General features: G+C 28.9%; 25 protein-coding genes and 2 tRNA genes. 16 read left to right on the forward strand and 11 right to left on the reverse strand.

The genetic code is table 11. The annotated features are described in order from the left end of the window. Positions 1-313 precede the first annotated feature (313 nt). The 4 genes from L8W57_RS01055 (at position 314) to L8W57_RS01070 (ending at position 5154) form a co-directional block, all read left to right on the forward strand. Positions 314-1726: an aspartate ammonia-lyase gene (locus L8W57_RS01055; protein WP_220567042.1), complete on the forward strand. Its 1413-nt coding sequence runs from the start codon at positions 314-316 to the stop codon at positions 1724-1726. Positions 1727-1744: 18 nt separating this feature from the next. Beyond that, complete coding sequence (locus tag L8W57_RS01060; protein WP_133319185.1) at positions 1745-3079, forward strand: anaerobic C4-dicarboxylate transporter; 1335 nt, start codon at positions 1745-1747, stop codon at positions 3077-3079. Positions 3080-3172: 93 nt separating this feature from the next. Further along, positions 3173-4516: a TrkH family potassium uptake protein gene (locus L8W57_RS01065; RefSeq protein ID WP_133319184.1), complete on the forward strand. Its 1344-nt coding sequence runs from the start codon at positions 3173-3175 to the stop codon at positions 4514-4516. After that, complete coding sequence (locus L8W57_RS01070; protein WP_133319183.1) at positions 4513-5154, forward strand: potassium channel family protein; 642 nt, start codon at positions 4513-4515, stop codon at positions 5152-5154. The genes L8W57_RS01065 and L8W57_RS01070 overlap by 4 nt, the downstream gene beginning before the upstream one ends. A 237-nt stretch (positions 5155-5391) precedes the next feature. Here the strand turns inward: L8W57_RS01070 and L8W57_RS01075 are convergent. Then, positions 5392-5468 (reverse strand) — tRNA-Met (locus L8W57_RS01075). A 126-nt stretch (positions 5469-5594) separates the two neighbouring features. Here L8W57_RS01075 and L8W57_RS01080 point away from each other — a divergent pair. After that, positions 5595-6245 (forward strand): putative metalloprotease CJM1_0395 family protein, encoded by a 651-nt coding sequence (locus tag L8W57_RS01080; protein WP_220567041.1) that lies wholly within the window; start codon positions 5595-5597, stop codon positions 6243-6245. Here the strand turns inward: L8W57_RS01080 and L8W57_RS01085 are convergent. After that, positions 6246-6333 (reverse strand) — tRNA-Ser (locus tag L8W57_RS01085). A 53-nt stretch (positions 6334-6386) separates the two neighbouring features. Between L8W57_RS01085 and L8W57_RS01090 the strand changes: the two genes are divergently transcribed. The 4 genes from L8W57_RS01090 to L8W57_RS01105 are packed head-to-tail and all read left to right on the forward strand — an operon-like array spanning position 6387 to position 9908. Then, the gene (locus tag L8W57_RS01090; protein ID WP_263661842.1) at positions 6387-7733 is read left to right on the forward strand and encodes a hypothetical protein; all 1347 of its coding nucleotides are present in this window, start codon (positions 6387-6389) and stop codon (positions 7731-7733) included. Positions 7734-7742: 9 nt separating this feature from the next. Beyond that, the gene (gene lpoB / locus L8W57_RS01095) at positions 7743-8363 is read left to right on the forward strand and encodes a penicillin-binding protein activator LpoB (RefSeq protein WP_133319180.1); all 621 of its coding nucleotides are present in this window, start codon (positions 7743-7745) and stop codon (positions 8361-8363) included. Next, positions 8357-9229: a CsgG/HfaB family protein gene (locus L8W57_RS01100; RefSeq protein ID WP_263661843.1), complete on the forward strand. Its 873-nt coding sequence runs from the start codon at positions 8357-8359 to the stop codon at positions 9227-9229. Before lpoB ends, L8W57_RS01100 begins: the two co-directional genes overlap by 7 nt. Position 9230: 1 nt before the next feature. Next, positions 9231-9908, forward strand: coding sequence for a class I SAM-dependent methyltransferase (locus L8W57_RS01105; RefSeq protein WP_263661844.1), 678 nt, complete (start codon positions 9231-9233; stop codon positions 9906-9908). Here the strand turns inward: L8W57_RS01105 and L8W57_RS01110 are convergent. Next, entirely contained in the window at positions 9898-10749 is an 852-nt protein-coding gene (locus tag L8W57_RS01110) for a radical SAM/SPASM domain-containing protein (protein WP_263661845.1), read from the reverse strand. The two genes, L8W57_RS01105 and L8W57_RS01110, sit on opposite strands and share 11 nt — an antisense overlap. Further along, positions 10739-11767: an A/G-specific adenine glycosylase gene (mutY, locus tag L8W57_RS01115; protein ID WP_263661846.1), complete on the reverse strand. Its 1029-nt coding sequence runs from the start codon at positions 11765-11767 to the stop codon at positions 10739-10741. The genes L8W57_RS01110 and mutY overlap by 11 nt, the downstream gene beginning before the upstream one ends. Before the next feature lie 89 nt (positions 11768-11856). On the opposite strand from mutY, the gene L8W57_RS01120 reads away from it, so the two are divergent. The 6 genes from L8W57_RS01120 to L8W57_RS01145 all read left to right on the forward strand — a co-directional run bounded on the left by L8W57_RS01120 (position 11857) and on the right by L8W57_RS01145 (position 16083). Further along, entirely contained in the window at positions 11857-12609 is a 753-nt protein-coding gene (locus L8W57_RS01120) for an SIMPL domain-containing protein (RefSeq protein ID WP_263660360.1), read from the forward strand. Positions 12610-12671: 62 nt separating this feature from the next. Next, positions 12672-13097, forward strand: a complete 426-nt coding sequence (locus L8W57_RS01125; protein WP_263661847.1) for a DUF1104 domain-containing protein — start codon at positions 12672-12674, stop codon at positions 13095-13097. A gap of 1 nt (position 13098) precedes the next feature. Beyond that, on the forward strand, positions 13099-13785 hold the full coding sequence (locus L8W57_RS01130) for a response regulator transcription factor (protein ID WP_263661454.1): 687 nt from the start codon (positions 13099-13101) through the stop codon (positions 13783-13785). Further along, the gene (locus L8W57_RS01135; RefSeq protein WP_263661848.1) at positions 13775-15082 is read left to right on the forward strand and encodes a sensor histidine kinase; all 1308 of its coding nucleotides are present in this window, start codon (positions 13775-13777) and stop codon (positions 15080-15082) included. The genes L8W57_RS01130 and L8W57_RS01135 overlap by 11 nt, the downstream gene beginning before the upstream one ends. An 8-nt stretch (positions 15083-15090) precedes the next feature. Continuing rightward, on the forward strand, positions 15091-15780 hold the full coding sequence (ung, locus tag L8W57_RS01140) for a uracil-DNA glycosylase (RefSeq protein WP_263661849.1): 690 nt from the start codon (positions 15091-15093) through the stop codon (positions 15778-15780). Between the two features lie 48 nt (positions 15781-15828). Next, positions 15829-16083, forward strand: coding sequence for a zf-TFIIB domain-containing protein (locus L8W57_RS01145; RefSeq protein ID WP_133319172.1), 255 nt, complete (start codon positions 15829-15831; stop codon positions 16081-16083). A 20-nt stretch (positions 16084-16103) separates the two neighbouring features. Here the strand turns inward: L8W57_RS01145 and L8W57_RS01150 are convergent, their stop codons facing one another. Continuing rightward, positions 16104-16940, reverse strand: coding sequence for an ATP-binding protein (locus tag L8W57_RS01150; RefSeq protein ID WP_263659153.1), 837 nt, complete (start codon positions 16938-16940; stop codon positions 16104-16106). A 66-nt stretch (positions 16941-17006) separates the two neighbouring features. Beyond that, a complete protein-coding gene (locus tag L8W57_RS01155) occupies positions 17007-17888 on the reverse strand; it encodes a helix-turn-helix domain-containing protein (protein WP_133319170.1) in 882 nt (293 codons plus the stop codon). 109 nt (positions 17889-17997) lie between these two features. Between L8W57_RS01155 and L8W57_RS01160 the strand changes: the two genes are divergently transcribed. Beyond that, entirely contained in the window at positions 17998-18537 is a 540-nt protein-coding gene (locus L8W57_RS01160) for a superoxide dismutase family protein (RefSeq protein ID WP_133319169.1), read from the forward strand. Between the two features lie 28 nt (positions 18538-18565). Here L8W57_RS01160 and L8W57_RS01165 read toward each other — a convergent pair whose 3' ends face one another. Genes L8W57_RS01165 through L8W57_RS01185 form a run of 5 tightly spaced genes read right to left on the reverse strand, consistent with a single transcriptional unit; the run spans position 18566 to position 22368 of the window. After that, on the reverse strand, positions 18566-19087 hold the full coding sequence (locus tag L8W57_RS01165; protein WP_133319168.1) for a flagellar FLiS export co-chaperone: 522 nt from the start codon (positions 19085-19087) through the stop codon (positions 18566-18568). 42 nt (positions 19088-19129) lie between these two features. Then, positions 19130-19720, reverse strand: a complete 591-nt coding sequence (locus L8W57_RS01170; RefSeq protein WP_133319167.1) for a hypothetical protein — start codon at positions 19718-19720, stop codon at positions 19130-19132. Between the two features lies 1 nt (position 19721). Next, positions 19722-20549: an MlaD family protein gene (locus tag L8W57_RS01175; protein ID WP_133319166.1), complete on the reverse strand. Its 828-nt coding sequence runs from the start codon at positions 20547-20549 to the stop codon at positions 19722-19724. Then, the gene (locus tag L8W57_RS01180) at positions 20549-21271 is read right to left on the reverse strand and encodes an ABC transporter ATP-binding protein (RefSeq protein ID WP_263661850.1); all 723 of its coding nucleotides are present in this window, start codon (positions 21269-21271) and stop codon (positions 20549-20551) included. Before L8W57_RS01180 ends, L8W57_RS01175 begins: the two co-directional genes overlap by 1 nt. Continuing rightward, positions 21268-22368 (reverse strand): MlaE family lipid ABC transporter permease subunit, encoded by a 1101-nt coding sequence (locus L8W57_RS01185; protein WP_393921358.1) that lies wholly within the window; start codon positions 22366-22368, stop codon positions 21268-21270. Before L8W57_RS01185 ends, L8W57_RS01180 begins: the two co-directional genes overlap by 4 nt. Position 22369: the final 1 nt, after the last annotated feature.

Below are 22369 nucleotides of genomic sequence, written 5' to 3' on the forward strand. Positions count from 1 at the left end.
ATAAGATTTTAAGTGTTAAGATGATAGCTTATAATCAAATTATCTAAAAAATGATACCCATTACAATCATAACTTCAACAAATACTTCAAAAAAATATACAAAAAATAAATATAATTAATATCATTATAAATAAAATTATTCATAAAATATCCACTATTTAGAAAATGAATATCAATACTTTATATTATTTTATATATTTTTATTAAAATTAGAAAAAATTGGAAAATTTTATGAAACTTTTATAAAAAATTGTTATATAATACCTATTAAGTTCATAAATGAAACTTAAATAAAACCCACAAGGAGTACATCATGGGAACAAGAAAAGAACACGACTTTATTGGTGAGTTAGAAATTTCTGATGAAGTTTATTATGGAGTGCAAACTTTTAGAGCACTAGAAAACTTCAATATGAGTGGTAGAAGACTACAAGATTATCCTTATTTTGTAAAAGCTTTTGCTCAAGTTAAAAAAGCAGCTGCTCTAGCTAACAAAGAAGTTGGAGTTCTTGATGCAGATAAAGCTGATGCTATTGCTAAAGCTTGCGATAGATTGATTGCTGGTGAATTTTTAGATCAATTTGTTGTGGATATGATCCAAGGTGGTGCTGGTACTAGCACAAATATGAACACTAACGAAGTTATCACAAATATTGCTCTTGAAAGTATGGGTCATAAAAAAGGGGAATATCAATACCTTCACCCAAATGATCATACAAATTTAGGTCAATCTACAAACGATACCTATCCAAGCTCAATCAAAGTAGCAACCTATGCAAAACTTAGTGATCTTTTAAAAGCTATGGAAGGCTTAAAAGCTGAATTAGAAGCTAAAGCTAAAGAATACAAAGATATCATCAAAATGGGTAGAACAGAACTTGAAGATGCGGTTCCTACAACCTTAGGAAACACTTTCAATGCTTTTGCTAGCTATATTAAAAGTGATATTGAAAAGATCACAGCAGCTCGTGAGTCAATGAGCTATTTAAATTTAGGTGCTACAGCTATTGGAACAGGAATTAATTGCCACCCTGATTATAAATTTGTGGTTGAGAAAAAATTAAAAGAAATCACTGGTGTTGATTTTAAACCTGCTGAAGACTTCATTGCAGCTACTCAAGATACAGCTGATTTTGTACATGTAAGTGGCGCATTAAAAACTGCAGCTGTAAGATTATCTAAAATCGCAAATGATTTAAGGTTGATGAATTCAGGTCCAAGATGCGGTCTAGCTGAAATTAGTTTGCCTGCTATGCAACCGGGTAGTTCTATTATGCCAGGTAAAGTAAACCCTGTAATTTGTGAAGCAGTTGGGGAAGCTTGCTATGAAGTTATAGGTAATGATGTTACTATTATGCTTTGCTCTGAAAGAGGTGAATTTGAGCTTAATGCTTTTGAGCCAGGCATTGCTTATGGGTTATTTAACTCGATCGTATTGCTTGAAAATGCAATGAAAACTTTAGCTGAAAAAGCTATTAAAGGATTAAAAGCAAATCCTGAAAACTGCAAAAAACTTGTATTAAATTCAATCGGAATCGTGACTGCATTTAATCCTATTTTAGGTTATGAAAAATCTGCAAGTATTGCAAAAGAAGCTCTAGAAACTGGAAAAGCGGTAGGTGATATTTGTCTTGAAAAAGGCTATTTACCAAAAGAAAAAATTGATGAGATTTTAACACCAGAAAATATGTTAAATCCTCATATGACAGAAAAAAGAAAAGCTTAATAACTTAGGAGTTTAATCATGGATATTATGATTATTTTACAACTTGTTGTCTTCCTTGGGGCAATATTCATAGGTATCCGCCTTGGCGGCATAGCAATAGGCTATGCCGGAGGTTTGGGTGTTGTTATTTTAGGTCTTGTTTTAGGCATGAAGCCAGGTAATATTCCTTGGGATGTTATTTTAATCATCGCTGCTGCTATTGCTGCGATTTCTGCAATGCAACAAGCAGGTGGCTTAGACTACATGGTAAAAGTTACTGAAAGAATTTTGCGTAAACACCCAAAATTCATTAATTATCTTGCACCAGCTTGCGGTTGGTTACTTACTATTTTAGCAGGTACTGGTAATGCAGTATTTTCATTAATGCCTGTTGTTATTGATGTTGCAAAATCTCAAAATATTAAGCCATCAGCTCCACTTTCATTAATGGTTGTTGCTTCACAAATTGGTATTACAGCTTCTCCAGTTAGTGCTGCTGTTGTTTATATGACTGGTGTATTAGAGCCACTTGGCTGGAACTATCCTGCATTAATTGGAATTTGGATTGTAACTACTTTTGCTGCTTGTATGATTACAGCTTTTATTGTAAGTTTAATTACTCCAATGGATCTTAGCAAAGACCCTGTATATCAAGAACGCTTAAAAGCTGGTCTTGTAAAAAGTGCTTCAGATGTTTTACATAGTGAAGATAAACCGGGTGCAAAACTTTCAGTTGCTATATTTTTATTTACGGTATTAGCAGTTGTTCTTTATGCTACTGCAATTTCTAATAATATTAAATGGATTGATCCTGTAGTTATCCCAAGAGATGCTGCAATTATGAGCTTTTTATTAACTGCTGCAACTTTAATTACATTCTTATGTAAAGTTGAACCTGCAAAAATTTTAGATACAAGTGTATTTAAATCAGGTATGACAGCTTGTGTATGTGTATTTGGTGTTGCTTGGCTTGGAAATACTTTCGTTGCAGGCCATGAAGCAGGTATTAAAGAAGTAGCGGGTGAATGGGTTAAACAAACTCCTGCTATGCTTGCAGTTGCTTTCTTCTTTGCTAGTATGCTTTTATACTCTCAAGCAGCTACTGCAAAAGCTATTGTTCCAGTTATCGTTGCTGCATTAGGAATTTCAGCTACAAATCCTGCAGATTCTTATATGCTAGTTGCTTGTTTTGCTGCTGTTTCAGCACTTTTTGTACTTCCAACCTATCCTACTTTATTGGGTGCAGTTCAAATGGATGATACAGGTACAACAAGAATTGGAAAATTCATATTTAATCACGCATTCTTTATCCCGGGTGTATTAGCTATTGCTATTGCTGTTTCATTAGGATTTTTAGCAGTAGGAATGCTTTAATGCTCTTGCTTTCCGCTTTTAGCGGAAAGTTTTCTTCTTTTACTTATTAACTAATTTTAAGTAGAATATTTTTTTAATTTTTAAAGAAATAAAATGGCAAAATTATCTTTAGATAGAAATAATATAAGAATCTTATTTATAGGTTATATACTTATAGCTCTTTTTGGCACTTTCATCCTTATGCTACCCATTATGCACACTAAACCAATATCTTTTTTAGATGCATTTTTTACTAGTGCTTCAGCTGTAAGTATGACAGGACTCATTGTGCTAAATACTTCATTAGATTTTAGTTTTTATGGACAGCTTGTTATTTTACTACTTATCCAAATAGGTGGTTTAGGCTATATGAGTATAGCCATGGCTTTATATATTTTAGTACGAAAAAAGATGAGTTTTGGAGAAAAAAATCTTTTAAGAGAATCCTTAATTTATCCTGGTGCTGATGGGCTTGTAGGATTTTTGAAAAAGGTTTTATTTTTTGTATTTGCTATTGAAATTGTTGGTGCTGTTTTATTATTTTTAAGATTTAAATTAGATATGAATTTAACTGATGCTCTATGGGCTAGTATTTTTCACTCCATTTCTGCTTTTAATAATGCAGGTTTTAGCATATTTGAAAGTGGTTTAATGCCTTATAGAGATGATTTTTGGATTAACTTTATCATTACCTCTTTAATTATTATTGGCGGTTTGGGCTATTTTGTATTGCTAGAATTATACTTTTTTTCAAAAAAACGCTTTGCTAGTCTAAGTCTGCATACAAAGCTTGTTTTAATTTCCACTATTATACTAATCATTTTTGCAAGTTTGATTGTGTTTTTATTTGAATATCACAACCCAAAAAGCATAGGAGAATTTTCTCTTTTTGATAAAATTATGAGTGCATATTTTACAGCGGTAAATTACCGAACTGCAGGATTTAATACTCTTGATCTTAGCACCTTTAAGGATGCAAGCTTATTTTTTGGATCTTTGTTTATGATTGTAGGTGGTGCACCAGGTGGAACTGCAGGAGGCATTAAAGTAACTACTATTGCGGTACTATTAATTTATGCATATTGGAGTATCAAAGATAGTAATGCAAGAATTTTTAACTTTGAAATTCCAAGCGAAACTATTAATAAAGCTTTCATTATAGCAGTAAGTTCAATTGTTTATATTATTACCTGCGTGTTGCTTTTATCTTTGATTGAAGATGATAAAAGTTTTTTACCTTTGCTTTTTGAAACAAGTTCAGCATTTGCCACAGTAGGTGTTTCAGTTGGCGATGGTGGGACCTTATCACTTAGTGCGCTTTTTAGCTCCGAAAGCAAACTTATTGTTATTTTACTAATGCTTAGCGGTAGAGTGGGTGTGCTTGCGTTTTTATTTAGTATATTTTTTAAAGAAAAAGAAAAATATTTAAATTATCCAAAAGGAAAAATCATACTATGAAAAAAGAAACTTATGGTATTATAGGACTTGGAAGATTTGGCTCTGTTTTAGCAAAAGAACTTATTGACCAAGGCAAAAGAGTTATTGTTTCAGATATTGATGAAGAAGCTGTTAAAGAGTTGCAAGATCATGCGGATTTTGCTTATATCTTAGATTCTACTCACACCATAGCTTTGAAAGAAGCGGGCTATTCAAATGCTGATGTTGTCATACTTAGTATAGGTGAAAATCTAGAATCAAGCATACTTACCTTCATGGCCTTAAAAGAAATAGGGGTAAAAAATATCATAGCTAAAGCAAATTCTTCTACACATGGACAAATTCTTTCAAAACTTGGGGTTAATAAAGTCATCTATCCTGAAAAAGAATCTGCAAAGCGTTTGGCTAAAATTCTTATCACTAATCCAAATTTTGAAATCATAGATCTTTCAGCCAACACCATAAAGGTAGCAAAACTTTTAATCGATGAGAATTTAGCGGGGAAAACTTTGCAATCCATTGGACAAAATTTAAAAGTCATTGCACACAAACAACATGATACTTGGAGCATTATGCCAAATCTAGAAAATACCGCTTATTTAAACGATATATTAATGCTACTTGGCACTCAAGAAGAACTTAATCAATATGATTATTGAAGATTTTAAATGCTACTTTTACTTTGCACTATCAATATGATAAATCTAGAAAAGAAACTCTAGTGCACGGCTACACAAACCCAATCCATATCCTAGGTCACTAAATTTTTAATGTCCTTGTAAAATAAGGGCATTACAATAAATTAAATATAATCAAAAAACTATACTTATAAGCATTCTTGAAAGCTAATTTAGAAAATATAAAAAATAAATATAACATTAAAAAGATATTTTAAGTGGTGTCAAGGGGGAGACTTGAACTCCCGACCTCCGGCTTATGAGACCAGCGCTCTAGCCAGCTGAGCTACCCTGACATAAAAAGAAGTTAAAATTATACTTTATTTTGCTTAACATTTTATAAAATACTTATTTTATAAATTTTATATATTTTTTAACTTTTTTGTGCTAAAAATATGAAATTATATTTAAAAAGGATTTTAATGCAAATTAGCTCAAGTTATGGCGGTGCCTTTTATACGCAAAATCCTTATCAAAACAAAGACAAAGAACAAACAAAAGAAAATATTTCTGAAAAAGAAAACCCACAGCAAACAAAAGAAAATAAAAACGATCAAGAAAAAGATGAAAAAACTCAAAAAGTTAATGGTAAAGACTTAAGTAGTGAAGAAGTAAAACAGGTACGAGAGCTTGAAAAAATCGACAGAGAAGTAAGGGCTCATGAAGCAGCCCACCAAGCAGCAGGTGGAGCCTTAGCAGGAGCTGCAAGTTTTGGCTATACAAGAGGTCCTGATAATAAAATGTATGCAGTTGAAGGAGAAGTGCCTATAAGAATGCAAAAAGGCAATACTCCTGAAGAAACTATAGCCAATGCTATGCAAGTAATTGCTGCAGCTATGGCACCAGCTGATCCTAGCCCCCAAGATTATAAAGTAGCAGCTAATGCTATGCAAATGCAAAATGATGCGCGCACCGAGCAAGCTAAAATAAAAGCAGAAGAATCAAAAGCTCAAAACGATAAAAATAAAGACGAAGACGATAAAAAAGCAAATCCAAATTCTAAAGCCATAAAATCATACACACAAAATTCATCACAAGATTACATAGGAAGTCAGTATAATAAAAGTGCATAGTGGCAGAGAGGAAGGGATTCGAACCCTCGGTGAGTTACCCCACACACGCGTTCCAGGCGTGCTCCTTCGACCACTCGGACACCTCTCTAAAAATGAAAATTATAACTTATTTTTTTAAATTTATACTAAAAAAGGGATTTTATGAAGCTTTTTTACTCTTGTTTTTATCTTTTTATTTTACTTTTTTTAAGTGCTTGTTCAAATCATGCTAATGTTAATTTATCTTATGAAAAAGCCTTTATAAACAAACAATGTGATGAAAATACTTTAACTTTAAAAAATGCAGACAAAGACACTATATACACAGGGTTAAATTTAGCCTCTTTAGCAAGAGTTTGTAAAGATTATGAAAAAAGTAATGCTTTTTTTGATAAAGCAGAAGAGGCTTACAAATATGATGTAGATTTACAAAACGGGCTTCAAAAAGCCACAAGAAATTTTAGCGAAATTTTACTTAATGACACCATCAATGATTATCAAGGTTATTTTTATGAAAGGATTATGCTAAATACCTACAAAGGTTTAAATTATATGAGCTTGGGAGATTTTAAAAATGCAAGAGTAGAGTTTAATAGAGCTTTATACAGACAAGATAGAATGAAAGAATATTTTTATGATTATATACAAAAAGCTCAAGAAGAATACCAAAAAGAGCTTCAAAAAGATAAAAAAACATATGCGAGTTTTCAGCAAAATTTAAACCCTATCTATAAACAATATGATAATCTTCTTAGCACATTTAACGCAAATAAAAATTATACTAATATCTATGCTAGTTATCTTAGTGCTTTATTTTTCTTTTTTGATAAAGACTATATTAAAGCTTATGATCTTTTAAAAGAAGTAGCATTAAGCGATGTAAAAAACAAACAACTTCAAAAACAATTTCAAGTATTTGAAAAATTCACTCATTTAAAAACATCCTTCCCTCAACAAAAATATATTTTTATCATTTATGAAGATGGTTTTAGCGCTACAAAAGAAGAATTTGATCTTACCCTGCCATTTGTTTTTAATGATAATCTTGCAAATATTAGTGTAGCTTTTGCTTATTTAAAATCAAGAAATGCTTCTTATAAATTCTTGCAAAGTCAAGATGAAAAAACACAAAATTTAATTTATTTTGATGATATTATAGCAAGTGAATTTAAAACTCTTTTACCCTCTATGGTGATGAAAACCCTAGCCTCAAGCGCTCTTAAAACTTCAATTAATTTAGCCATAGCTAATAATGATTCTAGTGGATTTTTATCATTTATTAGCACTGTTAGCACTGCTTTAATCAATAAAGCAGATCTTAGAATGTGGCAAGCTTTACCAAAAAGTGCTAGTATTTTAATGCTAAAAAATGAAGGTTTAGTTAAAATTTATAATGATAAAGAAAAAATAATCTTTGAAGATGAGCTGGAAAAAGATAAAAATTATATTGTGCTTATAAGATCTTTTGCGCCAAATTCAAATATTATTTACAAAATTAAAGAAAAATAAGGAGATAAAATGAAAAAAAGTTTATTTTTTATGGTTTTTGCGCTTTTGATTTTCAGCGCTTGTTCTTCACAACCAAAATATACTGATGGTAAAGCTTCGCAAAAAGTTCAAGGAAACGCACTTACTTTAGGACTTGATAGAGAAGATTTTGAAAAAACTGCTGAAGATATGATACAAAGCTTGCTTAGTGATCCTGCTTTTGCAAATTTAAATAGCTCTAATAGAAAAGTTATTGCTATAGGAAAAATCATCAATGACACCCCGCAAAGAATAGACACAGATAAACTCACTTCGAAAATTACCATAGCATTAAGAAAATCTGGTAAATTTATACTAACAACCGCTGTAGCAGCAGGTGGAGCAAAAGATAGTTTATCTCATGATGTAAGAGATTTAAGAGACAATGAAGAATTTAATCAAAATTCCATAGCTAAAAAAGGCACACTTTTGGCCCCAAATTTCTCACTTTCTGGTAAAATCAGACAAGATACTGTTAAACTTTATAATGGCAAAATCCAAACTGAATATTTTTTCCATTTAATTCTTACAGATTTAACTAGTGGTTTAGCTTTTTGGGAAGATGAAAAAACTATTGATAAAACAGGTAAAAGCAAGAGTGTAACATGGTAAAAAAACTACTAATTCTTTTTTTCGCTCTTGTTTGTTTTTGTCAAGCACAAAGCGCTTTAAACAAAGAAAGTTATGGTGAGGGTTTTGGAAATACAAGAAGTGAAGCAATAAAAAATGCCATCAATGAAGCTCTTGGGAAAATGGAGGGCTTAAAACAAGTTAAGCTTAAAAAATTCGAATTTAGTTTTAATGGAAATTTCAATATAGGTTATGATGAAGAAATAGACTTAGTTAGCAATGGAGTTTTTAATAGCTATGATATTAAATCTTTAACTCAAACAAATCAAAATGAATTCCATGCAAAAGTTGTGATTTACAAAAAACTTTATAGTGAAAAAAATCTTGAAGATAAAAGTTCGCTAATTATCATCAATAAAGTTAAAGATGAACTTTCGGCTAAATTTGAACAAGAGCTTTTAAGCGTTTTGCTCCAAAGTAAAAAATTTAGAATTTTAGATAGAGCAAATCTTGATCTTTATAATCAAGAAAAATCTTTACTTATAAAAAATGCAAGCGATGATGAACTTGTTAAGCTTTATAATGTTTTAGGGGCTGATTTTTTACTTATTTTAAACCCTAAAATAACACAAACACAAAATGAAATTAACACTCAAACTTATAATATTAACATTGATTATCGTTTGATAGAATTTGCTACAACTCAAATCAAAGCTTCCAATACCTTAGAATTTAAAATGAGTTCTACAAGCAAATCAAGCAAACAAAAAGCCCTTAGAGGTATAGCTACAAAAATTACCGAAGATATTTTTAAACATTCTAAAGACAATCAAGAAGAAGAAATAGAGCAAGGTTTAGACGCAAACTATCAAATCAACAATGAAGGTGGAGTTAATTTAGGTTTTTAAAATGCAAAAAGCATGGGATATTAATGCAAAATTTTGGGATGTACAAATGGGAGATGATTCTAATGAATTTCATAAAAAAGTTGTGCGTCCTAAAGTTGAAGAATTGCTAAACATACAAGATGATGATTATATTCTAGATATTGCTTGTGGAAATGGAAATTTTTCCGCTTATATGTGCAAAAAATACAACATAAATGTTTATGCTTTTGATTATAGTGATCAAATGATAAAATTAGCAAAACAAAGATGGAAAAATTTTCTACATAAAATTCACTTTCAAATCATAGACGCTAACGATGAATTGACTTTGCAAAATTTAGCTAAAAAACACACCTTTAGCAAAGCTGTTTCAAATATGGCTATCATGGATATGGAAAATATCCAGCCCTTATTTAAAAGTCTTTATTTTCTACTAAAAGAAAATGGAATTTTTGTTTTTGCTACTCAACATCCTTGTTTTGTAACATTAACTAAAAAATATCTTAGTCCGCATAATTATCTTGGGTATGCATTTGAAAAACAACCTGTAAAACATCACTACTACCACCGTTCTTTAGAAGAAATTTTCAACACTTGTTTTAAAAATGGTTTTATTATAGATGGATTTTTTGAAGAACCTTTTTTAGATGAAGAATTTCCTGAAATTATAATTGTCCGAGCAAGGAAAATCAGTTTTTAAATTGCAAAAACTCACATCTTTTGCAAAGATCAGCTTTTAAAATTCCTTGCTTAAAGCCTTCTTTTAATTCTATATATAAAGACGAATTTAAAAGCTCGCTAAAATCTTTTTCAAAACAATTTCCAAGTTTTATATCCCCTTTAGTATCCAAACAACAAGGCACTAAAGTTCCATCGCTTAAAATAGCAATTTGTCCATTTAAAGCATGACAATACCCATTCTCCCTAATAACCTCATCTTTCAAAGAAGGCCATTTAAAAAGCTTAGCTTGGTGTAATATAACATGCCTTTCTAGGCGATTTTTAACTTTTTGCTTTTGAATTTTTACTTTAAAATTTTGCTCTAAAAAATCATAAATTTTCTCATTTTCTAAAGGTGGGTTGAAATTTTTATCTAAATTCCAAAGTCTTAAATTGATAAAAGAATTGTTTTTATTTTCCAAGTGCAAAAAAATAAGTTTTAAAACAGGCTCAAAGTATTCTTTTAAACTCATTCTACTTTGAGATAAAAAAGCACCCAAAGAAATATTGATTTGTCGTATGTTTTTAGAATCTAAAACAAGTTTTATTTTCTCATCATCAAAATAAAACCCACTTGTAGTAAGTTCTATTTGCATATTAAATTTAAAGGCTATTTTTAAATACTCTTTTAAATTTAAAATCCTTAAAGGATCTCCAAGCACATGAAAAGTAAAAAGCTTGGCATGACTATGCACACTTTTGCAAATTTTTTCAAAATTTTCAAGGCTCATTTGTTTTCTTTGCGCTTTTTGACTAGGACAAAAATCACATTTTAATCCACAAATATCACTTAATTCTATATAAATTTTCTCAAAATGCATAATCACTCTTTTTAAAAAGTTCAAACGCCTTTAGGGCAAGTTTTGAAAGTGCAAGATGTTCTAATTCTTTATAAGAAAATGTTTTTGCTTTGAAATCTTCAAAATCATCATCTTTTAAAAAATACACCTTGGCATTAATTTTATATTTGGTGTAAGAGTGTTTAAATTCACCTATGAATTTTGCATTTTTTTCTTTATTGTATTCTAAAAAATTATACATATTAAAATATAGCTTTTCTTTGCTTTTGATAAGCAAAAACTGCTCATTTTTTTGCACTATGAGTATATTTAAAATAATATTTTCATATTGAGTTTTTTTAGATACATGAAATTTTTCATATTCATTTTTTCCACTACAAAAACTCTCTATGGGGCAAAGCTTGCATTTTGCATTTTTAGGTAAACAAATCAAAGCCCCTATATCCAACAAAGCTTGATTATGATCAAATGCATTATCATAGTTTAAAAACTCTTTTGCTTTTTGCGTTAAAAGTTTAGAGTTTGGATTTTGCAAACTATAAAATCTACTCAAAACTCTTTTAATATTTGCATCCACAAAAGCTTTAGCTTGTAAAAAACCAAAACAAGCTATAGCACCAGCTGTATATTCTCCAATACCAGGAAGTTTTTGAAGCTCTTTAATGTCAAATGGTAATTTTGCATTAAATTCTTGCACACAAATTTTTGCACATTTATGTATATTCCTAGCTCTAGTATAATACCCAAGTCCTTGCCAAGCTTTTAAAACCTCATCTTCGCTTGCCATAGAAAGCGCTTTTAAAGAAGGAAATTTAGCTAAAAACTGAAAATAATAATTTTGCAAAACACTCTTTACTTGAGTTTGTTGTAACATAATCTCGCTAATATAAACAGCATAAGCATTGTCAATATTTTTTAGCTTTTTTAAATCATCCTCGCTACCATATTTTCTATATTCTTTATGCAAAATACGCCAAGGAAGGTTTTTTCTACCATTCTCGTTATACCATTTTAAAATACTTTCATGAATTTTTCGCATTAAAACTTTCTTTGTTTTTAAAAATTATACAATCTATTCTTAAAAGCTTTATGTTAAAATTAAAAAAATATTTTTAAAAAGGAGTAAAAATGAAAAGTTTTTTAAAAGGTTTAGGATTAGGATTACTTTGTTTAGTATTGTTTGTACTAGGAGTAGTTTTTAATACTGAATTTTTAGGTTTAAAAAATCATAATAAACAAAATGTAGAATTTTCAAGAAATATAGAAGTATCAAATGAAATCATGCCAAATGTTTTTAATGCTGTTTTAAATTTTAGTGCGAGCGAAGAACTTAGTAAAAAAACTATCATCTCTAGTGATGAAAAAAATCATATTGCTAAAACTTTCAAAGAAATTTCAGATCGTATTGCCAAAGAAGACTATTGTAAAGGTGGAAGTTATACTTTAGAGCCAAGTTATAATTATTATCAAGGAGTAAAAACACTTAATGGGTATAGATTGTATTCTAATTTCACTTGTCAAATCCCACAAAATAAAAATAAAGACTATGAAAATCTTATAAAAGATATAGAAAATATCAGCAATACTAATACTTTAATTTCTTTTAATACTAAAGCCTTGCAAGCAGGATTTGACGAAGCAACCTTAGAAGCAAACAAAGAAGATTTATATGATCTTGCGCTTAAAAAAGCTTTTGAAAAAGCTCAATATTATTCTAAAACTTTAACAAAAACTTGCATAGTAAAAAATGTTCATTTTGATAGTTGTAATATCAAATACAATTCTCCAAGTTTAGCAGCTAGTGCAGATAGTGTAGTGCTTCCTGTTATTAAAAATGAGAAGCAAAGCTTAAAAGCTAATGTGCTTTTTGTTTGTCAATAAATTTTATTTTGGCTTTATCTTGGGTTTTTATAATTTCTCATCATTAATTTAAAGGAGAAAAAATGAAAAAAATTATAGGTTTATTTATTATGGGTTCTTTAGCAGCCTCTTTAGCATTTAGTGCTGATTTTTCCAAAAAAAGCAATGATGAAATTTTAAATCTTGCAAAAAGCGTAAAAGCACAAGATCAAGCTGACTTAATTATAGAAATGAAAAAGAGAATGAATGAGATGAAATACAAAGACGCAAAAGTTTTTCATCAACAATTTAAAAGTAACTTACGCGAAAACATCTCTAAACTTTCTCATCAAGAAAGAAGTCAAAGAAAGGCTATCGTTCAAGAAGACATGCAAAAACTAACCGATGAAATGAGTGGCAAAGAAATACGAGATTTAAATTTACATCATTATAACAAAAATGAACACAAAGCCCATAAAATGAATCATCAAGGGCATGGTGCAAATCATGGAAATTGCTCAATGAGATAAAATGGCAGCAAAAATTCTACTCTTAGAAGATGATTTAAGCTTAAATGAAATCATCAATGAAGCCTTAAGCGATGAAGGTTTTAAAGTCTCTTGTGTATATGATGCACAAGAGGCACTAGAAAAAGCTTATGAAGAAAATTTTGATCTTTGGATTTTTGATGTTAAAGTTCCAAAAGGCAATGGTTTTGAAGTATTAAAGGAATTAAGAGAAAGTGCTAAAAACACTCCTGCTATATTTTTAACTTCTTTATCCATGCTTGATGATGTAAAACAAGGATTTTTATCAGGTTGTGATGATTATATTAAAAAGCCTTTTGATGTTGATGAGTTAATTATCCGTGTAAAAAATATCATTAAAAGAAATTTTAGTCATCAAAAAGAAGACTTAATCTTACTTAGCTCTTCAAAAAATATTTCTTTTGATCCTATCAATAAAACCCTTTATCAAAATGAAGAAATTATCAACCTAACTAATAAAGAAAAAGAACTCCTAGCTTTACTTTTAAAAAAACGCCCTCATTTTGTAAATATAGAAACTATTTTTGACGAAATTTGGAGTTTAGATGAAGAGCCTGTGATTATGAGCCTTAGGGTGTATATCAAAAATTTAAGAAAAATTCTTGGTAAAGACCTTATCATCAATCAAAGAAATATAGGCTATGCCATTAGGCTAGAAAATGAAAAGTGAAAACTTTAATAATACCATTTTTAAAATCCTAGCCCTTTATATCATCACAAGTGGCATATTTTTAACGATTTTTTTTATTACTTTTTATCAAAAAGAAGCAAATTATATACGATTAAATCAAATCACACACTCATACACTCACTATAATTATATTTTACAAAATATCATCGAAGCAAGACACGATAAAAATTTATTAAACAAAGATGATTTTTCTTATATTTCTAAAAAAATAAATACTCAATTTGCTATTGTTGCAAACAATCAAATCATTTTTAGTAATTTAACTTTTGATGCTTTAAAAATATTAACACAGCTTAAAGAAAACAACTTTATTTACAACGAAAACAAAAGATTATTCATAGATTTTTCAAGGATTAGAAATCTTAATACTTATATAGATACGAGTAATTTAAGAAAGCCAAAACACCATTCTCATTTTTTGAGACATAAAAATATCCATATCATTATAGAAACAGAAGATCTTGGCTTTAAAAAAGAACAATACCGCAAAGATAATTACAATAATTTAGATATTAACGATTATGCTAATGAACTTTGGAAACTAAAATTAAAAACTATTTTTTATACACTTATATGTATTTTACTACTTGCTATAATTGCTTATATACTCATCTTGCTTGTTTTTAAAAATATCAAAGAACAATTTAAAACACTCAATGATTTTATTAAAGATACCACACATGAAATTAACACGCCTTTGAGCGTGATTTTAGCTAGTATTAAAAAATTTGATGATACAAATTTAAATCCAAATAACACTAAAAAACTAAATCATATCAAACTAGCAAGTAAAAATTTAAATCATATCTATCAAAACCTCATAGCCTTAAATTTTTTCTTACAAAAAGAAAGTACAAAAGAAGATATAAATTTAAAAGAGCTTTTAGAACAAAGATTAGAATATTTTGACACTTTAATCTCTCAAAAAAATCTCATCATTGAAAAAGAGCTTTTAGAGCAAAATTTCTATGCAAATAAGGAAGAAATGCAAATTTTACTTGACAATCTTTTAAGCAATGCCATAAAATACACCAATACTAATAAAAAAATCTTTATTTGTTTAAAAGAAAAAACACTTAGTATTAAAGATGAAGGTCAAGGTATGAGCGCTAAAGAAATTACTCAAATTTTTACACGCTACAAACGCTTTAATCAAGACCAAGGTGGTTTTGGCATAGGCTTAAATTTAGTCAAACAAATAGCCGATAAAAACAATATCAACATAAAAGTTTTGAGTAAAAAAGATAAAGGAAGTGAATTTATACTTTCTTGGTAGGGATAAAAATGGAAATTTGCTTAGAAAAAATTAAAATAGATAACGTTTGGAAGGAATTTTTAAAAGAAGAGTTTTTAAAGCCTTATTTTTTAGAAATAAAAACTCATTATATCAATGCTTTAAATGAAAGAAAAACTATATATCCACCCGCGAATTTAATCTTTAATGCTTTTAATCTAACCCCTTTACAAAATTTAAAAATCATACTTTTAGGACAAGATCCTTACCACAACCCTCATCAAGCCATGGGTTTGAGCTTTAGCGTGCCAATGGGTGTTAAAATTCCCCCATCTTTACTTAATATCTATAAAGAATTGCAAGATGATTTAAACATCCCTATAGCAAAACATGGTGATTTAAGTAAATGGGCTAAACAAGGAATTTTACTTTTAAATTCTATTTTAAGTGTAGAAGCAAATAAACCTGCTTCACATGCACATTTTGGTTGGCAAAAATTTACCGATGCGGTTATATCAAAACTTAGCAATGAAAAAGAAGGATTGATATTTTTACTTTGGGGAAATTATGCTAAAAATAAAAAAAATTTAATCAACCCTCAAAAACACTTTATCCTAGAAGCAGCACATCCTTCGCCTTTAGCAAGAAATGCTTTTTTAGGTTGCAAGCATTTTTCAAAAAGTAATGAAATTTTATCAAAACTTGGTAAAAGTCTTATTGATTGGAATTTAAACCCTTAATTTACTTAAAACTTATATACTTTCAGAAATTTTCAAAAAAGGAATACAATGACTTGTCCAGTTTGTGTAAATACTGACTTATTGATGAGCGAAAGAAATGGAGTTGAAATTGATTATTGTCCAAAATGCCGTGGTGTTTGGCTTGATCGTGGTGAGCTTGATAAAATCATAGAAAGAAATTCTTCTCAAAGTACACAACAACCTCAACAACAAAATTATAACCAACAAGCAAACTACCATCATAATAACGGCTATAAATACAAGAAAAAAGAAAGTTGGCTTGGGGAATTATTTGACTTTTAAGCCCAAAGGCTTAAAAGTTTTTATATTTTTACTTTAATTAAAGCATTTTCTGCCATTTTTGGCACCCATAAATACTCACCATCAAAAAACATATCTGCAGGACCTTTTATAGAAGCCAAATCAAGTTTTATTTCTTTATTATCTTTTAGAGTATAAATATATCCTTGAAGATTTTTACCCCAACTTGACACTAAAAGATTTTTATTTTTATCATATACAATGCCATCAAATTGTTCTATTTTTTTGCTTAATTCTTGAATTTTCTTTGAATTTAAATCAATACTAATGATTTTCCCACCCGCTTTATCACTTGGATCATAACCTGCTACAAATAAAGTATTTTTATCTATTAACAATCCATTTGGGCCACCATATTTTGAATCTAAATGGATAAAGTTTTCATATTTTTTATCCTTTAAAAATACTTTGTGAATGTATCCTGTACCTGTGTCACTAACTAATAATGTGTCATTATTTAACACAGCAATATCATTTAAAAATACCGCATTTTTTATAGGAAGTTTGAAAATTTCTTTTTTATTTTTTATATCAAAACCATATAAAATATCAATATCAACCACATATAAAACATCACCTATTTTAGACATACCTTTTGGAGCATTAAGACCTTTTATAAATTCTAATTCCAAAATTTTTCCATCTTTATCTAATTTTGAAATAAAACCATCATTGTCTTTATTTAATGGAGTTAGCTCTTTTCCTACATTAGATACATAAACTGCATTTTTATCTACATATACACTTTCAGGATGTGCAAAACCTTTAAATTCTTGAACCTCTAAAGCATTTGCGCTGCAAAATGCAAATAAGGCCAAAGTTAAAATACTTTTTTTCATAATTGTTACCTTTCTTAAATTTTATTAACAAATTCTAATAAAAAACCAAAATAAAATCTATCATTTTTAAGATAAAAAATATAAGTTTTTTGACTTTTGTTCTTGTTTTGGGGTAATGCCATATCTTTTTTTATATCTTGCTATAAACCAAGCAGGAGAATTAAATCCAAGTTCATAACAAATTTGAGTGATATTTTTCGTAGAAAATTCAAGTAAAAATTTAGCTCTTTCAAAACGCTTATTATCAAGCCATTCTTTAGGAGTAATACCAAAACTTTGTTTAAAATTACGACTAAAACTTGCTATATCCATTTTACTAAATTTGGCCATAGAAGCTACACTTTCAAAGTCATTTTGACAATATGCAAACATCTTATAAAGCTCTAATTTAAAACCACTTAAAATGGCTTTTAAAAAAGCTAAAAACTCTGCATTATCTTCACTATATAATAAAGACAAAAATAATTCTTCAAATTTTAATCTAAGCAGATATTCATTTTTCTCATTAAATTCATTTATACAAGGTAAGAAAGACTCGAAAATACCTTTAGTTATCAGATTAGTTTTTAAACTAAATAAACTTTTAGCATATTTTGGAGAATCTAATTTACAAATTAATTCTTGATATTTAAAAATAAGTTCTATTAAAATACTTTCCTTAAAACACAAAATAATAGATTCATATATATTTTCATCATTTAAATAATCTCTAATAGAAAAAGAATTTTTTGTAAAAAACACAAGCTCATCTTTTTTTACATTAAACTGATTATCCATAGTATAAATACTTTTAGAACCTTTTAAAATAAATACTAAAGCATAATCTTTAAATACAACTTCTTGATTTTTATCATTTGAAAAATCTTTTTGATACCAACATAAAGAAAAAAAAGTATTTTTCAAAACATTTTGACTGATTTTTTCAAGATCTTTTGGAAAAATTAACATATATACCTTTTTATAAGTTTTTTGATTATTTATATAATACAATAAAAAATATTTTTTATTAAGAATTTATGTTACAATATAATTAATTTCAATTAAAAAAGGAGAAAAAATGAAAAAAATCATTCTAGGTTCTTTACTAGCATCAAGCTTTTTATTTGGAGCAAATTTAGAAAATTTTAATCCAAAAGCACAAAAAGATCATTTAGTTATCAAAATGGAAATTCTTGATAAAAAAGCTAATAAAGATGCAGGCGAAGTTGTAGCAGTACAAACTCCTTATGGGGTAGCATTTTATCCAAATCTTAAAGGTTTAGAAAGTGGAATTCATGGCTTTCATGTTCATGCAAATGCTGATTGTGGAGCAACTGATAAAGGTTTAGGTATGAAAGCAGGTGGACACTGGGATCCTGAAAAAACAGATGCTCACTCAAGCCCATGGGATGATAAAGGTCACAAAGGGGATTTACCACCACTTTATGTAGAAAAAGATGGTAAAGCAACTAACCCTGTATTAGCACCAAAAATCAAAACTCTTGATGAGCTTAAAAATCATGCTCTAATGATACATTTTGGAGGAGACAATCACAGCGATCATCCTGCAGCACTTGGCGGTGGCGGTGCTAGAATGGCATGTGGTGTTATAAAATAAAAATCTAAAGGCTTTTTAGCCTTTAGTGTTATTTAAAAAGCTTAGTAAAATCAAAATCACCCATAAAATCATGGCTTGATCCGCCAAAACTTTGACTAGGACTATAAGTAGCAATAGCCACTGCAAGCTCACTGAGCATAGAAGCTATTTCTTCTCTTTTATCGACTATATAAGCTTTCATACCTTCATAATCACTAGTTTCTAAAATTTTTAAAGGATTATAAATTTCAAAAGCAAATGCCTTTGAACCAACATTTACATTATAATTATTATCAAATAAAGCATTACCTAAAAATGAGCAATTATCTACTATTTTCAAACTTTCACTAGCAATTAAAACTTTATCTTGCACATCTTCATAGTTTTTATCTTCTAGAAGTTTTGAAATTTTTTTCAATGAGGAATCTAAAATTTGCAAAGCACCTATAAAGTCATTAGCATCAGTAATATCTTCACTAAATTTTTGCGTTTGATGTTTTAAATTTGCACCATCTATACTTGAACCTACTTGTCCTAAATGTTTTTGTAAGATTTCTAATTCATCTCTCATAATACACCTTCCTTGTTATTGCTATAACAAGAAAAGCATTTTTTATTCCAAATTTTGATCTACCCAAACTCTAAAATCTTTAGCAAAAAGCAAAAAAACCTCATCATAGTTTTGGATTAAAATTTGAGGATTATTATCATTTAATTCTTTTTCATAGTAAAAGTACTTACTCGCTATAAGTTTTTTAGTGTTTATTTGCACTAAATTTAAATTAATACCAAACTTTATTTTAGAATGCAACTCATCACTAAAATCTTGCTCTAAAATATCCACTTTACTTTCTAAAACATAATCAGCACTAGCTAGACTATCTTGATTTAAAACTGCTTTAAATACCCCCAAATCTTGCAAATGAAATTCCAAAAAAGATTTTATCATTAAAGCAGGATTTTCTTTCCAAAAATGATAAGCATAGGTATTGATAGTATAATCTTTTTTATAAAAAATTTCATTAGTATAAGCTAAGCCTTTAGGTAAGGAAACTATAATAGTTGCATTTTTTTTATTTTGACTTTGCTCTAGCTTTTCTAAATTAATACTAAAATATTTATTTGCAGGCAAAGTTTGACTTGGATTAATCAAAGAGCAAGCACTAAAAAAAATAGCTATTAAACTAATATATAAATATCTCATTTTATTCTCCTGGAGCATATTGAGTAGCCTTATCTTTATAAATTATATCTGAAGGATTTTGCTTTAAAATATTTAGTAATTGCGTAAAATCTAAAAACAAAACTCTTAAAATATCTAAATTTTCATTTAAGAGCATTCTACTTTTATTAAGCTCATTAAGTTGACCATTAGCATTGTTTAAAAAATTTGAAAATTCATCTGCACTTTTGCCAAGTTTAGAGCTTGTTTTATTTAAATTTGCTAAGAATGCTGGTACATTAGCATTTAAATGTGCAGAAAATTCTGATGAATTTTGCAAAATTTGCTCTATGTTTTTTAAATTTTTATCACTTAAGAGTTTTTCTAATTTTATTTTTGAACTTGTGATTAGTTCTAATAAATTTGAAGTTTGCTTATCTATGCTTGCAAAAAAACTTTCTTTTGATTTTATAATAGGATAAACATCATCACCTGCTCTCAAAACACTAGCTTCCTCACTACCTCCTGCAAGCTGAATAAATTTAAATCCTGTTATGCCTTGAATTTGCAAACTTGCATAAGTATCTGTTTTAACAACCAAACTAGAATCAAGCTTAACTAAAATTTTTACTCTTAGTTGCTTACTTGAGCTATCTATACTGATATTTTCAACACTTCCAACATCTACTCCTAAAAATTTAACTGGAGCTTTTACACTAAGTCCTGCAACTGATTCTTCCATATAAATTTCATAATATTTAAATGATTTTTCATCTTTTAAATTTCCATACCACACTATAAAAAACAAACTGATAAAAAATAACACACAAACAAAAATTCCAATCAAAATATAATTTGCTTTGTTTTCCATTATCGCATAAACCTCTCATAAAGTCTTGGATTTTGCTCTTGCAAAGCCTCGACATTTCCCAAAAAACCAACTTTTTTTTCTTCTATAATCAAAAAGCGGTTTAAAACATTTTTCATACTCTCTTTATCATGAGTAATTAAGACTACACATAATTTAAAGCTTTGTTTTAAACTCAAAAGCAACTCATCAAATTCTCTTGAGCTATAAGGATCAAGCCCAGAAGTTGGCTCATCTAAAAAAAGTAATTTAGAATCAAGTGCCAAAGCTCTAGCTATGGCCACTCTTTTTTTCATACCCCCACTTAACTCACTTGGATAAAGCTTTGCCACGCTCTCATCAAGCCCTACCATCTTAAGCTTCATCATAGCTATTTCTTTAATGTCGTTTTTACTAAGTTTTGTGTATTCAACCAAAGGTATGCTAATGTTTTCAAGTATATTAAAAAAGCTAAATAATGCTCCATATTGAAAAACAACACCCCATTGTTTTTGCAAAAACAAAGCATCTTCATCGCTTATATTTTTTAATCTCTTGCCTAGAATTTCATACTCACCCTTATCAAAATGCTCAAGCATTAACATTTGTCTTAAAAGCACAGATTTGCCGCTACCACTACCACCTAAAATACCAAAAATTTCATTATCTTGCACTTCAAAGCTAATATCTTCATGCACACATTTACTTCCAAAATAAGTGCTGATATTTTTAGCCTTTATAATCAAAATCCAGCCTTTGTCAAAAATACAGAGAAAATCGCATCAAAAGCTATTACCCAAAAAATAGCATTTACCACACTTTTTGTCGTATAAACACCTATACTTTCGGTAGTTTTTTGTACAAAAAATCCTCTAAAACAAGCAATAGAAGCAATCAAAAATCCAAAAATAGGTGCTTTTATAAGTCCTATGATAATATGTTTTAGCTCCACTGCTTCTTTAAAACGACTCATAAACTCACTCGCACTAATTTCTAAACTAAACCAAGCAACTACAATTCCACCTATAATACTTAAAATATCAGCTACTATTACTACCAAAGGCATAGCAAGCGCTAAAGCTAAAACTCTAGGTAAAATGATAAATTCACTTTCTTTAAAACCCATAGTTTTCATCGCATCAATTTCATCAGTAAGTTTCATTACTCCAATTTGAGCTGTATAAGAACTTGCACTCCTGCCTGCAATAACAATAGCACTAATTAATGGTGCAAGCTCTCTAGTGGCAGAAATTCCCATTAAATCGACAATATAAATATTAGCTCCAAATTGTGCAAGTTGATACGCAGCTTGATAAGCAAGCACCACACCCACAAGCAATGAAGTTAGCATAATAATAGGTAAAGCATTAATAGCGCTATTTTCTACATGATATAAAAATGCCTTAAAGCGAAGTTTTTTAGGGTTTAAAAGTGTTTTAAAACAAGTATAAATAATAAGTCCTATGAAATTTAAAAACTGCACTAAAATTGTAAAAGAATTTGCAACTTTCTTTCCTAAATTTTCAAAAAAATCTTTGATTGTTTTTTTATCTTCATAAGAATCACAAAAGCTTTTGTAGTGTTTTTGACAAAGTTCAAAAAGCTTAGCATGCTCACTTTTAAGATTTATCCTACTAAGCTCAAAACCTTTTTGCTTAAATTCATTTTCTAAAGCTAGAAAATACCTAATTCCGGCAGTATCTATAAAATCTAAATTTGCAAAATCAAAAATAATATTTTTTTGAGTAGGAAAATCTAATTTTTCCAATTTTCCTACGCTTGTTTTATCCCATATACCAAAGACGCTAAAAATGCATTCTTGATTTTTAACATCTTTGATTATT

Origin of the sequence: Campylobacter sp. IFREMER_LSEM_CL1890, from assembly GCF_025772045.1 — a bacterium.
GTDB classification, from domain to species: Bacteria; Campylobacterota; Campylobacteria; order Campylobacterales; family Campylobacteraceae; genus Campylobacter_D; species Campylobacter_D lari_D.

What these genes read in the sequence shown, in the direction of transcription:
- L8W57_RS01055 (WP_220567042.1), top strand. Translation starts at nt 314, where the DNA reads ATGGGAACAAGAAAAGAACACGACTTTATTGGTGAGTTAGAAATTTCT.
- L8W57_RS01060 (WP_133319185.1), top strand. Translation starts at nt 1,745, where the DNA reads ATGGATATTATGATTATTTTACAACTTGTTGTCTTCCTTGGGGCAATA.
- L8W57_RS01065 (WP_133319184.1), top strand. Translation starts at nt 3,173, where the DNA reads ATGGCAAAATTATCTTTAGATAGAAATAATATAAGAATCTTATTTATA.
- L8W57_RS01070 (WP_133319183.1), top strand. Translation starts at nt 4,513, where the DNA reads ATGAAAAAAGAAACTTATGGTATTATAGGACTTGGAAGATTTGGCTCT.
- L8W57_RS01080 (WP_220567041.1), top strand. Translation starts at nt 5,595, where the DNA reads ATGCAAATTAGCTCAAGTTATGGCGGTGCCTTTTATACGCAAAATCCT.
- L8W57_RS01090 (WP_263661842.1), top strand. Translation starts at nt 6,387, where the DNA reads ATGAAGCTTTTTTACTCTTGTTTTTATCTTTTTATTTTACTTTTTTTA.
- lpoB (WP_133319180.1), top strand. Translation starts at nt 7,743, where the DNA reads ATGAAAAAAAGTTTATTTTTTATGGTTTTTGCGCTTTTGATTTTCAGC.
- L8W57_RS01100 (WP_263661843.1), top strand. Translation starts at nt 8,357, where the DNA reads ATGGTAAAAAAACTACTAATTCTTTTTTTCGCTCTTGTTTGTTTTTGT.
- L8W57_RS01105 (WP_263661844.1), top strand. Translation starts at nt 9,231, where the DNA reads ATGCAAAAAGCATGGGATATTAATGCAAAATTTTGGGATGTACAAATG.
- L8W57_RS01110 (WP_263661845.1), bottom strand. Translation starts at nt 10,749, where the DNA reads ATGCATTTTGAGAAAATTTATATAGAATTAAGTGATATTTGTGGATTA.
- mutY (WP_263661846.1), bottom strand. Translation starts at nt 11,767, where the DNA reads ATGCGAAAAATTCATGAAAGTATTTTAAAATGGTATAACGAGAATGGT.
- L8W57_RS01120 (WP_263660360.1), top strand. Translation starts at nt 11,857, where the DNA reads ATGAAAAGTTTTTTAAAAGGTTTAGGATTAGGATTACTTTGTTTAGTA.
- L8W57_RS01125 (WP_263661847.1), top strand. Translation starts at nt 12,672, where the DNA reads ATGAAAAAAATTATAGGTTTATTTATTATGGGTTCTTTAGCAGCCTCT.
- L8W57_RS01130 (WP_263661454.1), top strand. Translation starts at nt 13,099, where the DNA reads ATGGCAGCAAAAATTCTACTCTTAGAAGATGATTTAAGCTTAAATGAA.
- L8W57_RS01135 (WP_263661848.1), top strand. Translation starts at nt 13,775, where the DNA reads ATGAAAAGTGAAAACTTTAATAATACCATTTTTAAAATCCTAGCCCTT.
- ung (WP_263661849.1), top strand. Translation starts at nt 15,091, where the DNA reads ATGGAAATTTGCTTAGAAAAAATTAAAATAGATAACGTTTGGAAGGAA.
- L8W57_RS01145 (WP_133319172.1), top strand. Translation starts at nt 15,829, where the DNA reads ATGACTTGTCCAGTTTGTGTAAATACTGACTTATTGATGAGCGAAAGA.
- L8W57_RS01150 (WP_263659153.1), bottom strand. Translation starts at nt 16,940, where the DNA reads ATGAAAAAAAGTATTTTAACTTTGGCCTTATTTGCATTTTGCAGCGCA.
- L8W57_RS01155 (WP_133319170.1), bottom strand. Translation starts at nt 17,888, where the DNA reads ATGTTAATTTTTCCAAAAGATCTTGAAAAAATCAGTCAAAATGTTTTG.
- L8W57_RS01160 (WP_133319169.1), top strand. Translation starts at nt 17,998, where the DNA reads ATGAAAAAAATCATTCTAGGTTCTTTACTAGCATCAAGCTTTTTATTT.
- L8W57_RS01165 (WP_133319168.1), bottom strand. Translation starts at nt 19,087, where the DNA reads ATGAGAGATGAATTAGAAATCTTACAAAAACATTTAGGACAAGTAGGT.
- L8W57_RS01170 (WP_133319167.1), bottom strand. Translation starts at nt 19,720, where the DNA reads ATGAGATATTTATATATTAGTTTAATAGCTATTTTTTTTAGTGCTTGC.
- L8W57_RS01175 (WP_133319166.1), bottom strand. Translation starts at nt 20,549, where the DNA reads ATGGAAAACAAAGCAAATTATATTTTGATTGGAATTTTTGTTTGTGTG.